Raw genomic sequence first — 14,816 nt, 5'->3', positions numbered from 1 at the left:
CGTGAGCCTTTATCACGGGTGGAACATCTATCGCATTCGCACCGATGGAACAAATGAGCAGCGGCTGTCGGTCAACGACGGCTTGATAAACTACCGGCCAACTTTTTCTCCAGACGGACGCGGCATCCTCTATCAAAAGGTATTGAGCCTGAACCAATTCTACACAGTTCTGCATTACATTGATTTGCAAACCGGTCGAGATCAACAGGTCCTCAACCTGAGCCGTGTAGACGCATTTGATTGGCGATAGCCGCAGTGCAGGTTCCTGTTTGGCGTAGTGCTCCCGCGCCGTAGTCGCATCGGCGCATGTGATTGGCGATAGCCGGAGGGTTGGTCTACGAGGAGATTGACTTTTCCATGCCTCGGGAGCGATTTTCAATTGCCTTGAGCTTGGGAGCCCTGCATCCTGCGGGCTGATGCACGCTGCAAGCGCGCGCTCCCAAGACAAACTCATTCGCAAGCCGCTCTAAGCAAAAGCCAGCCGCAACTGACTCAACCTTCGTCCACCGGTGACGCATTTCATACCAAAGGCGGGTGGACTCAATGGTGCGTGCGTGCTGCGATATGGCAGGCGCCCGTGGTTGAGCATGCTTCATATCGAAGGTGGGTCGTAGAAGAATGGTATGTCGGCGTCCTTGAGTCGAGGCAGGCGTTCATCTTTCGCCGACAGAATCGGATGCTGCACAGGCCAGCGAATGCCTATATCAGGATCGTTCCACAGGATGCCGCGATCCAGTTCAGGCGTGTATTCATCGGTGACCTTGTACAGCACATCGGCTTCGTCGCTCAACGCGCAGTAGCCATGAGCAAACCCGGCCGGGATATAGAGCATGGTCAATGGCTCGCTGGAAAGTCTCACGCCAACCCAGCGCCCGAAGGTCGGCGAACCTCGACGAATATCAACGGCGACATCGAACACCTCGCCCCGCAACGCCATGACGAGTTTGCCTTGCGCTCTGGGCGGGCTTTGATAATGAAGTCCGCGAACGACATTCCGCACCGATTGCGAGAGGTTGTCCTGAACAAATTCGGGAATGCCGTGCGCAGCAAATTCGGACCGCTTGTAGGTTTCAGCGAACGCGCCGCGCGCGTCGCTGAAGCGTTGCGATTGAATCAGAATCACATCTGGGATATCGAGTTGCTGAAACTCAAATGGCATATTCTTCGGCTTCACCCATCAGATATGGGCCTCGGCTTTCCGATGGCATTCGGATGGCTCAGTCAACGTGCTTGCTTGACGAAGTGTAGCATTCGCCAGGGGCCTCAACCTTCCGGTGACATTCGGATGGCTGAGGCCCACGTTGCGATGTTCTTGATGCGCCAATTACCTACCGTCAACCTTCCGGTGACATTCGGACGGCTGAGACCGCTGGCTGAACGTCGCTATTTCTCGACAATATCCTTCTTCAGACCGGAGAGCGCCGCGAGCACCTCGCTCTTCTCGCGCTCCGGTACCATAAATTTATTGAGTGTGTCCACCAAATGTGCGACCGCCCTGTCCCAATCCGACTCAGAAATACCCAAGCCGGCGTGAGAGGCTTTCATGTCACGGCCAATGTAGAAGCAGGGGCCCCCAGTAGCTGCGCACAATTGGTCAACAACCAACTGCCGGATGCGCTGTGCGCTATTGGTGCTGACGCCGCCGAAGAACTTCTTCAATTGGGGGTCGCCCAAGAGTCGGCCTAGAAAGTCATCGGTCACGGCAGCCAGCGCGTCATAGCCGCCGAGCCGCTTGTACAGGCTGTCGGTGGGGCGAGGAGATGTATCGGGCGGAACGGCGCCGACGTGATCGCGCACATAGACCCACTTGCCACCAATTTTCTGTCGCACATCAGTGGAGTGCAAAGAGACCTTCGTCTCAGGACCATTCTTCCACTTGATTGTGTGTGTTCCAATGCCCCAACCGTACACATCTTTGCCCGAAACCCAGTGGCCGCCGTCCGTAAACTCTAGCCGGTGCCACTCAATTTGGTCGAAAAACTGCTGTAACGCTTGGCGCGTTTCGTTCCATCCTTTGTTGACCTTGCCATCGGGGAAGATCGTGACCAGGTTAGGGCTGTTCCAATAATGTTTCATCACACCATCCAGATCGCTGCGATTGAATGCCTCTAACCATTGCTGGTCGAGCGCCTGATTTTCCTGTATGAGTTTGGCCTGCTGAGCGAATGCAGCAGGAGCAAACCCAATCATCATCAAACCCAACACCGTGATACAAAGAGATACTCGGTGCAAATGTTTCATCTTCCCACCTCCTTTGGTAAATCAGCAGTTAGCTTTTTCAAGTTCCCCCGCTCAGCCGCAATGATACATGAGTGAGGATTGATCACTCAAGCCGGAGCCGTCATTTGCCAAACAGCTCGGCGTGAGGCGCGCAGAGGCTCTCGGCGTTCTGTCTGATTGTGAACCTCACCGGAAAAAACCTACGAAACAGCGGAACGATGCAAAAGCGTGAGAGTGGCGATTCCTGCCGGTGTTTATCGCCACTTCTCTGCCTTGCTTTTTCCGATGTATGCTGCTGGGGTGAGAGTGGTGATTCCTGCCGGTGTTTATCGCCACTGGTTGTCCATCTTCACGCCAAGGATTGATACCACGCCGGAGCGCGGAGATTATTTCGACCTCGCCAATTCAGCCTCAGCAGCGATGAATCCAAATGCCGCCCAGTTGGGCCGTTCGATGACTTGTCTAAAAAATGCTCTGGCTTGAGTGGGTCGCCCGTTGTAGAAGTGCCAATTTCCTATACCGTAACCGACCGTCGCTGCATCCAGATCGTCTTCTTTGACCGACGCCCATAATCTCTCCGGTGTGATCTGCCCTTTGTACATTAGCAGCAGTTGATGATACGTGTGATTCTCCAGGATAGTCATGCGTTGACGAATCGGCTTGAGCACAGCGGCTGCTTCGTTGACGCGTCCCAACCGACGGTAGGTCATATAGAGCCAGTGACTGGTCGCGCAAAGCGCATCATCGTTCCATCGGGACACCTTCATGCACTGGCGGTAGCAGCGAAGCGCATTACGGAAATCCCCAGTGAGGTAATAAGCTAGCCCCAGATGGTACCAGATGTTGAAATGCAACGTTGTGGTCGGCACATTGTACTTGTTGGGTTGGCCGTCCGGTTCGATCTGGTCTGCCTGACCACGAATGAGCGTGACCGCTTTCTCTAGATCAGCAATGGCGTTGGACAGTTGACGAACGGTGATATACCGATGGCCGCGATGACGATAGAGCCTGGCATCATTCGGGTGTTTGTTGATGCCGTCGGTATAAATCTGGATGGCTTCGCGGTAACGCCCCAGATAAGCTGTCCGCCGACCCAGCCAAATGATTCGCTCTGGATCATCTGGATTTTGTTCATACGCGGCGCGAGCCTCTGCCAGCTCGGTTTCAAGCGCGTGCTTTCGAGATGGCGGCAGCGACGGCGGATACAGAGGTTGACCTAGTAGCGAGATGGCTTCTGCTGGAGGCGTCGGCTCTTGCGCTGTCGCAGCAGGCGTCGGCTCTTGCGCTACGGCTGCACCGAATAGACCTGTGATGCTTAGCGCCACCAAGCTCAGGCGCCATGGCACAGTTGTTTTTGATCTGGCGCACGTGAATCGAAACATAGGGGCAAAACTCATGAACCAGTTTGGGCCGGTGGTTTCCAGCCGGGACCTCGCACGACGCGGCCCGGCGTCGCGCCTGTATGCTCGCCGTTTTTCAACACAGCGACGCCGTTGACAAAGACGTGCACCACGCCAGTCGCGTATTGATGTGGCTTCTCAAAGGTGGCGTGATCTTGAATCTTATTGGGATCGAAAACGACGATGTCGGCGAAGTAATCCACCTGCAATGCGCCGCGCCGATCCAATTTCAGATTCGTTGCCGGCAGGGAGGTTAAGCGTCGCACGGCCTCTTGCAGCGAGATGATGCGTTCGTCGCGCACGTACTTGCCGAGCAGCCGGGCGAAAGTCCCATAGGCGCGCGGGTGCGGATTGGATTTGAGAAAAACACCGCCGATCGTTGGCGCTTCGGCATCCGAACCGAAGCTCATGTAAGGAAGGGCGATTTGTTTTCTCACATTCTCTTCAGACATGAGAAAGTAGACCGTGCCGACACGGCTGCCATCCTCGATGACCAGATCAATGGCTGTGTCTTCGGGTGACGTGCCTCGCATGGCGGCGACCTCGGCCAGCGTTTTTCCCGTCAACGGCTTGAGCGCGTCATTCTTGAAACCGACCAGCAGAATCTTGTCAGGCGAACCAGCCGCCAAAAAGAGATTCTCCCAAGCGTCGGTCGGAGTGGTCATCTCTTGCTTGACGCGCTGCCGGATGGCCGGGTCTTTGAGCCGGTTGATCCATTGCGACAGTCCGCCTTCCTGAACCCATGGCGGCATCGCTGCATCCAGTCCGGTCGCGCCAGCCGTGTAGGTGTACATGTTTGTGGTGATGCGCAAGCCTTGCTGGCGAGCCGCGTCAATTTTCTTGATGACCTCATCGAGCTTACCCCAGTTGGCCTGGCCGGCAGCTTTCAGATGATAGATTTCAGCCGGAATGTTAGCTTCGCGTGCGATCCTGATCAGCTCGTCCACTGCTTCAAGCAGGCGATTTCCTTCGCTGCGCAGATGTGAAATATACATGCCGCCATAGCGCGACGCGACTTTGCACAGCTCGATCAACTCCTCCGTGCTCGCATAAAACGCCGGCGCATAAATCAATGATGACCCTACGCCCAATGCTCCTTCCTCCATGGCTTGGCTGACCAGCATACGCATCTGGTCAAGCTCAGATGGCGTCGGCGCTCGATCTTCGTAACCCAGCACATAAATCCGTACTGTCGTCGCGCCAACGAATGATGCGACGTTGGGAGAGACGCCTTTGCTGACCAGATATTCGAGGTATTCATTCAGTGTCGTCCAGCGGACGGCAAACTTGATGTCGCCCTGCTGTTCGACCATCTCTCGTTTCATTTTGTCGTTGAGCGGCCCCATAGACCACCCTTCGCCGAACACCTCCAGTGTCACACCCTGTCGAATATCTGACTGGGCATGGCCATCTTCGATGAGCGACTCGGTCGCCCAACTGAGCATGTTGATGAAGCCGGGCGCAACAGCCAGCCCGGTGGCGTCAATTTCCGTTTTGCCTCGCGCGTTCCTCAAAGAACCAAGCGCCACAATCGTGTCGCCGTTTACAGCGACATCGCCAACAAACGGATCAGCCCCGCTGCCATCATAAATCGTGCCATTGCGGATCAGCAGGTCATATTCCACTTTGGGAGCGCATGCAGTGACGATGCCGAGCCATCCTACCAACACCATGAATCGAAACATGAGTACCTCCTATCGAAAATGGCCACAGAATGTTGAGTGAACATCAGTCTGCTCTATGACTGCTTCCCTCCAGCCGACTTCATCGTTAGCGGCTCACGCTGGCGCGGTCGCCGGATTCGAGCGCCATATCGTGCGCTGCGTGTGCTCGCACACCAAGATATGACCGAAGACCAACCGTCTCAGTAGCCCGCGCGACGAGCCACGAGCTGAACCAACGCTGGCCACGCCCTCGTTGCGGGTCGAACTGCTGACACCATGTGCCCTGAGACACGCCATTGACGGCGGCTCTTTGGACATGCGCGGTGATGACCGTGACGAGCCATACGGTGAACACGCCGACCGGCCAAAAGCGACCCCGCATCGTTTCATCTCCTCAATGCACAGTGTGTGAAGACGGGCGATTATATCATGACCAACCGCGCCTGTATATTAGCTCCACATCAAAGGCGCGACCTGTATGATCCAAGGACGCACAATCGGCCTTCTCCGTATACGGCTTTTTAGAAAGTTGCCTGAAACAAAATCAAATCCACCGCCGTCTCTTGAATTCTGACCGGCGCGTAGGCATAATTGGGGTCAGCCCGGAACGTGGTCATGTGGTTTTGCCACGAGTGGAGTAGGCACAAGAAATGAGAATGTTGACACAGGTAACTATTTGGTATGTGGTCTCCGTTATATCGGTGAACGGATTGGTCTCGCCTGCGTTGGTGAGATCGGCTGAGCCAACTGAGTCCTCTGATCGGCTGACACAACGCGCCGATGAGCGCCAACGCGCATTGAGCACAGTGGCTTACATTGCCGAACTCGTTCCCACTGTTCCGCAGGTCGCCAAGCAGGTGATCGGATATTCGCTCATTGGCGAAATCCTATGGCGATATGATCGGGACCGCGCCCGTCACTATTTTCGTCACGCCTTTGCCATCATTGATAAGCTCACCGTGAACGATCCGGCTACCGCTGGCAACCAACAAGCGCGAGTCGAACAAGAGCGGGAGCAGAAACATCAACTCCGATTAGAGGTGTTGCGTCGGGTCGCGCCGCTGGATCGTGACCTGGAACGAGAGTTGATCGAGCAGATAAACGCCACCCAGAGCAATGCCTCAGCCGACCTGAGCACGGCATCAGAGCTCATTGAGCTGGCCACCATGTTGGTCGAACACGATCCAGAACAAGCCGCCCAGCTTGCCACTGATAGCCTACGCCAGGGCGTAGCGTCGGATTTCGGCACCTTCTTGAATCATCTGCGACAGAGCAATCCGGATTCGGCCAGTCAACTGTTTGATCAGGCGCTGAGAGTCTCGTTTGAGAACCAACACTCGGGGGTCGAAGGATTGCTCTCATTGCTGGAGTTTGCCTTCCCGCCAGGCAGTGAGGACCAGCCCTCAGCAGCTTCTACGATCAATCCGGAGCAGGCCAGTCAATTACTCGATGTGCTTGCCTCACGATTAACCCAACGGGACTCGTCCGAAGATATTGTCTACAACCATCAGGGCCGCTCTGCATCCTCAGCCACGGATCACGCGACTATCATCCAGCAAAGCCTGCCGCTCTTTGAGCGATATGCTCCGGAACATGTGCCAGCGTTGGAGAACGTTTCTCATGCCAGGTCGGCGCAGCCGGTCGCTCAACGGTCCACCAGCTCCGAGGAAACAGCCAGCCATGATCGCTCTGTTGACCGGTTGACAAACCTATTCGATCACGCTCCGGCAGTGAGCCACGGGCAAACGCGGGATCAGCAGTTAGCCCGCGCAGCCATTACGGCGGCGCACCATCGAGATGCCGAAAAAGCCTATCAGATGCTCTCTCGCATCCGAGACCGCGTGATCTATCAGCACGCTGCCGATACGATCAATGCAGAATTGGCGCTCCAGGCCATCGCTGCCGATGACTTTATCCGCACGCGACACTACATAGCTCAAATCTCTCAGCTCAAACGGCGCGTGGCCGTTGCGTTACTGGCCATGCAGAAATTGTCCAACCAAGGCCAATCGGGCGCTGCGTTGTTTTGGCTTGAGGAGCTGTACCAACAGGCCACGCAATCGAGCGAGCAGCGCGACCTCTGGCAGACATTGTTTCCGTTGACCTTCGCAGCACTGCGCCTTGAGTCATCACGCGCCTTTGATATCGTTCAGTTCACCGTCACCGTTTTGAATCGAGCCGATCCACCGACTTCACCTTCACCCGCCAGTGGATTGGAGCAATCATCGTTACAGCAGTATGTGATGGATGCGTTCGACGCATTGGGCGATGTGGATATGGATCGTGCCTTGTATCTGGCCATGCAATTGAATGCAGTTGAGCTTCGCATGCTTGCCCAACTCGCTGTCTGTCGCCGTGTGCTTGTTGGCAACTAGAGCGGTCCGTCAATGTCCTAGGAGGGCACGTGTCGAGCGTGCATTGGCCAGCAAGATGCGGGACTTCCAGGCTAAAGGCAATCAAAATCGCTCTAACGCTCGTCCCTGAGCGTCACGCTTCATACCCATCATGCAGTTCAAAATCCGATGGCTCATTCTACTGCTCGGCTTGGTTCTATCATCGCCGATGGAAGCATTCGGACGGGTGGTTGATTCACCACCTCCTCACTCATCTGAAAAAGTGGCACAGGCGTTCCCGCCTGTGGCGTTTTTCATCGTTTCTGGGCGTCGTCCGGACGGGATGAACAACTCCTCTGAGGTTCTTTCCGCCCTTGTTCAGCAAGCTCGTCATTCATCTGAGGCCGGTAGTCGTTCCGCTCCCGCAACGCAGACAAAGCAGCAAGGTGACGTGGCGTTCAGCCAATCATCTAGTGCTGATGTTCCTTCCGCCTCCGCTCGCTCAGAACGCGAGGAGCGTCGGCGACTTGCTCGCCAGTATTCGCGCGGGTGGTACTGGTTTTACTTCATCAATCAAGCATACGTGTGGCTTGTCTTATGGCTGATGATATGGACGGGCTGGTCAGCGCGAGTGCGCCACTGGATTAGCCGCCTGATGCCATGGCGCTGGGGTGTCGTACCGATGTATGCCGCTGTGTTCATCTTGCTGATGAGCGCGTTGCTTTTTCCATTTGATTGGTTTGTCTTTTGGCGCGAGACGCGATACGGGTTTGCCAATCAATCATTCGCCGAGTGGCTGAGCGATTGGTTCAAACAACTGGCCGTCATGTTGGTTTTCGGATTGCCGGTCGTGTGGATCATCTACACGGTGTTTGAGCGAGCCCCGCGCCGATGGTGGCTATGGGGCTCAGGCGTCTTGATCGGCTGGGTGATTATTGTCGTAGCCATTGCGCCGGTGTTCATCACGCCGCTGTTTAATAGATTTGAGCCGGTCAAAGACCCGGCACTGCGACAGCGTATCTTGGCGCTGGCTCACCAGCATCAAATTCCTGCTGACGATGTTTACCAAATGGATGCCAGTCGTCAGTCGCATCATACGAACGCCTACGTCATCGGCTTATGGGATACGCAGCGGATTGTGCTTTACGACACGTTGCTCGAACGCTTCACGGCGGAGGAAATCGAATTTGTCATGGCCCACGAAATGGGACATTACAAACTTCATCACATCTGGAAGGGCATTGGCTTGGCCGCTCTGGCGATTCTTGTCGGGATGTGGTTCTTGCATCGCATGACGCCGCAATTGATCGAGCGGTATCAACGCCGATTTGGTTTCAATCAACTGGCCGATGTTGCCAGTTTGCCGCTGCTGCTGTTGTTGGTGGCTATGTTAACTTTTGTCGTTGCGCCGTTGACCAATGGCATTAGTCGCCGGATGGAACACCAAGCGGACGTGTTCGCCTTGCGTGTGGTGCCGCATCCAGAAGCCGCTCTTTCGGTCTTTGAAAAATTCGAGACACTGGATTTGTCTGAAGCCGACCCGCCGCTGCTGATTGAATTCTGGCTCTACACTCATCCGAGCTTGAAGCGCCGGATTGAAACAGCGAAGCAGTTCCTCGCTCAGCCAGCGAGCCAGCGATAATCAGCCGCTCACGCCGATGAGCTGTGGTTCGTTGCCCAAGCCTCGATGGCCATCGGCGATGATCCTGCTTGAGTTTTCTCGCCGAGTCGTTTCATAATGGCGCTTGCCGATTGACTGACACAAAGGGGATATGACACAAGGGGAATAGGCCATCTATGCGGACGCTGATCAAGAATGCGCTTTGTTTGGCGACCATGAAAAACGGCGAGCCGCCGCTCTGTGACGGGTATCTGCTGATCAACGATTGGTTCATCGAAGAGGTAGGCAGCGGCGAGCCGCCTGATATACCGGTGGAGCACGTGATTGATGCTCGCGATAAGGTGGTTGTGCCGGGATTGATCAACACGCATCACCATCTTTTCCAAACGTTGACGCGCGCCTATCCGCCCGCGTTGGATGCCGGGTTGTTTCAGTGGTTGGTCAGCTTGTATCCGGTCTGGGCCCGCATAGATGAAGAGGCAGTACGGTTGGCCGCGCTCGTCGGCATGGCGGAATTGATGCTCTCCGGCTGCACGACGACGACGGATCATCATTATTTGTTTCCACGTGGACAGACGCGATTGATAGATGCCCAGATTCGAGCGGCGCAGGAAATCGGCATCCGGTTTCATCCGACGCGCGGCAGCATGAGCTTGAGCCAGAAAGATGGCGGACTGCCGCCGGATTCGATCGTTCAGCGCGAGGACGACATTCTCAAGGACTGCGAGCGAGTGATTGACCTGTATCACGACCCGAACCCCGGCGCCATGATCCGCGTGGCGCTAGCTCCCTGCTCGCCGTTTTCGGTCACGCCCGCGCTGATGCGCGAAACGGCGCGCTTGGCGCGTGACAAAGGCGTGCGCTTGCACACGCATCTAGCCGAAACCAGGGATGAAGAAATCTATTGTCTGGAAACATACGGTGTCCGGCCAGTTGATTTGCTGGCGCAGACCGACTGGCTAGGTGATGATGTGTGGTTGGCTCACGGTATTTTCTTCAATGATGACGAAGTCAGGCGATTAGGTCAGGCTGGGGTTGGCGTCGCCCACTGCCCCAGTTCAAACATGCGGTTGGGCTCAGGCGTCTGTCGCGTCAATGATCTGTGCCATGCCGGTTCGCCGGTCGGCCTCGGCGTGGACGGCAGCGCGTCTAATGATAGCTCGCACATGCTGGCTGAAGTTCGTCAGGCGCTCTTGTTGACCCGCGTGATTCATGGAGCGTCGGCCATGAATGTGCTCAAGGCGTGGCGACTCGCGACGGTCGGCGGCGCTGCCTGTTTGGGTCGGGAAGACGTCGGCATGCTCACGCGTGGTCGCGCCGCTGATGTGGCCGTTTTCGCGCTGGATGATGTGGGGTACTCAGGCGCTGGTGATCCGCTGGCTGCTTTGTTGTTGTGTCATCCACAGCGGGTAGATACGCTGCTGATCAACGGACGGGTCGTTGTGCAAGACGGCGTGCTCACCACGATGGACCTTGGGCCGATCATCGAGCAACACCGACGCAAAGCCCGTTGGTTGATCACTGCCGGATGATTGAGTCGCCGCCATCACCGGCTTATGCACCCACCTCCACATGTCACGGCCATCACCGGCAGATGCAGAATTGACCTGCGCACTTCCGCTATTAGGACGCAGCGCTGGCCAGCCCACCGTCGCCATCACGACCCAGCGTTGATCGGCGTAGCCCGTGCTTGCTCAGGGGCGCACCAACAACCCGCGCCCAAGCGCATCCGCAATCACTTGTTGATCGGCGCAGCCCGTGCTTGCTCAAGGGCGCACAGTCACTGCCACACAGCGACAGAACTCTGATGTATTATTGTTGGCATCCGTCGCGGTCGCCGTCACCACCTGATTTGTCGCAACAGCGCGGGGCACAGTCACGGTGAAATTGACCTCGCCATTGGCGTTGGTTCTGACTGTAGCTGAGCCGAGCAATCGTTCGCCTTCGCCATGCTCTGATGGATCACATTGCGTGTTGGCGTAAAATTGGATGAGATAATTCATGTTTGGCCGGCTCCTGAGCGAGCCGTTCAACGTGGTGTTGCCGCCCGATGTCGTTACCGAAAGCATCGAAGGAAATGGTTGCAGATCATTGGGGCCGAGGCCGCCCAATTGATTCGGCGTGACCCCGTCCTCATTCAAATCAATGGCTAGTCCACCGTTGCCAAACATTGTATTGGACAGAATGGCTGTGCCGACGCCAGCCGCGAAGTTGAGTGAGACGCCGTTGCTGCCATTGAACGCGATGATGTTGCCTGCGCCCTCGCTCGTGCCGCCAATCAGCATGTTGCCGACGCCTTCCCCGATCAAAATCCCATGAAAGGAATTTCCTATGGGATTCAGGCCAGTCACATCCGTGCCAATGCGATTGCCCTGGATGCGATTGCCATCGCCGCGAAAAATGCGGATGCCATTTCGATTGTTGCCGGAGATTGTATTGCCGCCGCCAGCGCGGGTATCGCCAATCAGATTACCTGAGCCGACCACGCTGATGCCGTCTGCGCCATTGCCCAGGTCTTGCGTGCCGGTCACATCGCTGCCGATCAAATTGCCTTGAACGACGTTGCTGCCACTGGTCAATTGGATACCTGTTGCGGCATTTCCAGAAATCAAATTATTCAAAATGACAGTCCCGGCGCTGTTGCTGGTGATGCCGTGTTGGCGATTTGGTATAGCGATTCGCCCTGTGACATCCGTGCCGATGAAATTGCCTTCGACGCGATTTTCTATCGCCTCTGGATTGGAAATTTCAATGCCGTTGCGTTGATTGCCGGAGATGACGTTTCGCGCACTGCTCACCGCGCCGCCAATCAAGTTTGCCGGAGCGAAACTGATGGTGATGCCCTGAAGATTGCCGAGTCCAACACGACCGTTGACATCTACACCAATGAAGTTGCCTTGAACGAGATTGCCGCTCGAGCTCGGCCCCGTGATCAAAACGCCGGCGCGGCGGTTGCCCGAAATGAGATTACCGGCATTGGAGCTTGTTCCGCCGATCATGTTGCCGCTCGCGTCACGAATGAAAACGCCTTCCCCATTGCCCAACGCGAGTGTGCCTGTCACATCTGTGCCGATCAGATTGCCAACGATCTGGTTTCCTGTGGCAGCAGCGCCTTGGATGAACACGCCGGTTTCCTGATTGCCCGAAATGACGTTCGTTGCGCCGGGTGTTGTTCCGCCAATCAGATTGCCCGGCGCATTATCTATGGACAGACCGATGAACGTATTGGGCAACGACGCCCGGCCTGTCACATTGAGGCCAATCCAGTTACCCTGCACGATGTTGCCGCTGGCTTGATGGCCGAAGATGTACACGCCAAAGTCATTACCGGAAAGGATATTTCGTGTGACGTCAGTCGCGCCGCCAATGGTGTTTCTCGAACCACGAATAATGTAGACGCCGATGAAATTTCCTATCGGCGCGGTGGCTGTGATGTCCGTGCCGATGTAGTTGCCTAAGACCCGATTGTTCCTGGAAGGCGTTCCCTGAATTTGCACGCCGCTGCTGGCTGCGGCAATCACATTACGCGCCGTGGAGACCGTTCCGCCGACCGTGTTGCCGGGAGAATCTTCAAGCAGCACGCCGATGACATTTCGTAACGCCGCTGTGCCTGTTGCGTTCGTGCCGATCAGATTGCCTTGAATCTGATGGTCGGTCGTCCGGCTACCGGTGATGAGAATGCCAGTTGTGTTACCGGCGATCACATTGCCAGGAGCGAGTCCGGGCCGCACGGCCAAGCCGCCAATGGTCGCCGCAGTCGCTCCGCCCTCGATCATAACGCCTGCTCCTTTGCCGAGCGCCAACGAGCCGGTCACGTCCGTGCCGATATAATTGCCGCGAACTTGCACGCCACGCGCCGCTTCTCCTTGAATCAGCACCCCGGCATGACCCTGAGCGGAAATGACGTTGCGAGCACCGGCGACGGTGTCGCCGATCAGGTTGCCGGGGGCGTCGGCAATCACAACGCCGTCGAAGGAATTTCCCAGCCCGTTGCGTCCGGTCACATCCGTGCCGATCAAGTTGCCCTGGACACGATTGTCTCGCGCGCCGCCGAGCAGAATCACGATGCCTGCACTGTTGTTGCCGGAAATCACGTTGCGCGCCGCCGGCGTCGTGCCGCCAATCAGATTGTCGGGCGCATCATCAATCCGCACGCCGCCATATTGATTTCCGCGATCCTCCGTGCCGGCAGCGTTCGTGCCGATCAAATTTCCTTCAATGATGTTTCCTCCATTGGACAGAATCCAGATGCCATCAATGCGGAACCGATTGATCACCAAACCGCGCACAACACAGCGGCCCGAAAGAATCTCCAGACCGTTGGCGAATCCGGCATTCTCTCCGTTCACTTCGACGCGACCAGCCGGTTGCGTCGTGCCGTCCACCGTCAGCGGCTCGGTGATCGGCGGCAGCGGACGGCTCGGCGCAATCGTCGGGATCGCAGCGCCGGGGATATTGAATTGAATCAAATCAGCGCCCGCACGCGCATTGGCTTGCTCAATCGCTGCACGCAACGTGCAGCGGCCTGTGCCATCATCGCATACGCCATCGGCCAGATTGCTATCAGCGCCGTCGCCGGTCGAAGTGACGACAAACGTGGCTTGCGGTTCAGTCAGCAAGACCGCCGGCGTGATCTGATTTGTCCGCAACACGACCAAATCATCCAGAGCATCGGCGTTCAATCGCATCGGCAATACGTCCACCGGCATGCCCGACAGCTCGACCGCCGTGATGTGTGATTCGTGGACCGTGGTTCCTGGTCCGTGATCCGTGATCCATGATCGGTGGCGCGATTGACGGTCCGCGATCTGCGAACTGAGGATCAGGAGTTGCTCGTTGGCGGAATCAAACAACAACAGATCATCGGTCGGTTGATTAGAAACTTGCGCTCTCACAAGACGCATCGGGTTTGCGTGACCGTTCAGCCTAGCGGCTTGTGATTGGAAATTTGAGATCTCGTATTGGCGAGCTGCTACGCGCCAGCTAATATCTGGCCGGTTCTCAAGCACCCGCACAATCCCATCCTCAGTCAGCGTGGCGATGTCTGTTCGATGTTTTCGGTCCCAGACGAAATCGCCCAAGGCGAGCGAGATGATCGGGGATGGCAATGAGAGATGCTCGAATACAGGCGATCTTGAATCCTCTGCGCTTGAGCTTGTATCGTCGGCGCTCACTCTTCGATCCTTGCCAGGCACAATCACCAACACATGACCGGCTGCTATAGCGAGATCAGCGTCATGTCCCTCATCCAATTGCCCTACGGCCAACGCCGTTGCTGGCGCCGACAGAGGAAACGATTGGTATGAAGACAGGCGCAGTGGGTGTGCCTCGCCATGGGCCACCGCTGATTGGTGAGCCGATTGGTTTGAAGGCAGCCGCTCAGGGCCAAGCGCCTCTACGGCGTCCGGCACAGCGTCTGCTCTGGGGGCCTCCATTGTGGCTCCGCGCAATGCGCCCAGCGGTGAGTCGAAGACCAACACCATCGGGCCATCGTCTGCAACAATTCCTACGATCAGATCAGCCAGTCCATCGCGATGATTCAGGTCGCCGCTGATTAAAGTGGTGACTCGTCCGGGCA

Annotated in this window: 10 protein-coding genes; 4 read left to right on the top strand and 6 right to left on the bottom strand. The window is 56.4% G+C overall.

Going from position 1 to position 14,816, the window contains the following annotated elements:
• A partial coding sequence (locus NZ823_01155; protein MCS6803735.1) for a hypothetical protein occupies positions 1-250 on the top strand: 250 nt, incomplete at its 5' end.
• Between the two features lie 342 nt (positions 251-592).
• On the opposite strand, the gene rfbC is transcribed toward NZ823_01155, so the two are convergent.
• The 5 genes from rfbC to NZ823_01130 all read right to left on the bottom strand — a co-directional run bounded on the left by rfbC (position 593) and on the right by NZ823_01130 (position 5,666).
• Positions 593-1,159: a dTDP-4-dehydrorhamnose 3,5-epimerase gene (rfbC, locus tag NZ823_01150; GenBank protein ID MCS6803734.1), complete on the bottom strand. Its 567-nt coding sequence runs from the start codon at positions 1,157-1,159 to the stop codon at positions 593-595.
• 224 nt (positions 1,160-1,383) lie between these two features.
• Complete coding sequence (locus tag NZ823_01145) at positions 1,384-2,241, bottom strand: DUF4440 domain-containing protein (GenBank protein ID MCS6803733.1); 858 nt, start codon at positions 2,239-2,241, stop codon at positions 1,384-1,386.
• A gap of 365 nt (positions 2,242-2,606) precedes the next feature.
• Positions 2,607-3,602, bottom strand: a complete 996-nt coding sequence (locus NZ823_01140) for a tetratricopeptide repeat protein (protein ID MCS6803732.1) — start codon at positions 3,600-3,602, stop codon at positions 2,607-2,609.
• An 11-nt stretch (positions 3,603-3,613) separates the two neighbouring features.
• Positions 3,614-5,293 (bottom strand): D-aminoacylase, encoded by a 1,680-nt coding sequence (locus NZ823_01135; GenBank protein ID MCS6803731.1) that lies wholly within the window; start codon positions 5,291-5,293, stop codon positions 3,614-3,616.
• A 97-nt stretch (positions 5,294-5,390) separates the two neighbouring features.
• Entirely contained in the window at positions 5,391-5,666 is a 276-nt protein-coding gene (locus NZ823_01130; protein MCS6803730.1) for a hypothetical protein, read from the bottom strand.
• 268 nt (positions 5,667-5,934) lie between these two features.
• On the opposite strand from NZ823_01130, the gene NZ823_01125 reads away from it, so the two are divergent.
• The 3 genes from NZ823_01125 to NZ823_01115 all read left to right on the top strand — a co-directional run bounded on the left by NZ823_01125 (position 5,935) and on the right by NZ823_01115 (position 10,770).
• Positions 5,935-7,659, top strand: coding sequence for a hypothetical protein (locus tag NZ823_01125; protein ID MCS6803729.1), 1,725 nt, complete (start codon positions 5,935-5,937; stop codon positions 7,657-7,659).
• Positions 7,660-7,789: 130 nt separating this feature from the next.
• On the top strand, positions 7,790-9,259 hold the full coding sequence (locus NZ823_01120; GenBank protein MCS6803728.1) for a M48 family metallopeptidase: 1,470 nt from the start codon (positions 7,790-7,792) through the stop codon (positions 9,257-9,259).
• A gap of 155 nt (positions 9,260-9,414) precedes the next feature.
• Positions 9,415-10,770, top strand: a complete 1,356-nt coding sequence (locus NZ823_01115) for an 8-oxoguanine deaminase (protein MCS6803727.1) — start codon at positions 9,415-9,417, stop codon at positions 10,768-10,770.
• A gap of 234 nt (positions 10,771-11,004) precedes the next feature.
• On the opposite strand, the gene NZ823_01110 is transcribed toward NZ823_01115, so the two are convergent.
• The coding region (locus NZ823_01110; protein MCS6803726.1) for a hypothetical protein at positions 11,005-14,816 on the bottom strand (3,812 nt) is incomplete at its 5' end.

It is taken from the genome of Blastocatellia bacterium (assembly GCA_025054955.1).
GTDB lineage: Bacteria > Acidobacteriota > Blastocatellia > HR10 > J050 > JANWZE01.
This window is presented reverse-complemented; position numbering and strand designations above follow the sequence as displayed.